1 protein-coding gene is annotated in these 441 nt (G+C 73.2%); it reads right to left on the bottom strand.

Annotated features, from left to right (window positions below):
• The coding region (locus tag CCN44_RS47150) for a carbohydrate ABC transporter permease (RefSeq protein ID WP_414820561.1) at positions 1-441 on the bottom strand (441 nt) is incomplete at both ends.

The following is a 441-nucleotide window of genomic DNA, read 5'->3' as shown; positions in this document are numbered from 1 at the left end:
TGGCGAGGCCGGCGCCGGGGTCGTAGAACCACTTCCACAGCAGGGCGCTGACCACCGGCGGGATCATCACCGGCAGGTAGACCGCGACCCGGAAGAAGGCCCTGGCGTGCCGCAGCTCGTTGAGGACGAGGGCGAGGACGAAGGGGATCGCGAAGCCGATGAGGAGGGCCAGCAGGGTGAAGGCGAGGGTGTTGCGCCAGGCGGCCGTGAACTCGGGGTCGTGCAGGACCCGGGTGAAGTTGGCGGTGCCGGCCCACTGGGGCGGGGAGCCCGGGGTGTACGTCTGGAAGGCGATGACGACCGCGCGGATCGCCGGGTACCAGGAGAACAGGGCGAAGCAGAGCAGCCCGCCGAGGAGGAAGCCGTAGGCCCGGGCCTGGTCGGTCAGGCGGCGCCGCCCGAGGTCCCCCGCCGAGGGCGGTGCGGGGGGCGGGGGGACGG

The sequence above is a fragment of the Streptomyces tricolor genome, from assembly GCF_002155905.1.
Classification (GTDB): domain Bacteria; phylum Actinomycetota; class Actinomycetes; order Streptomycetales; family Streptomycetaceae; genus Streptomyces; species Streptomyces tricolor.
This window is presented reverse-complemented; position numbering and strand designations above follow the sequence as displayed.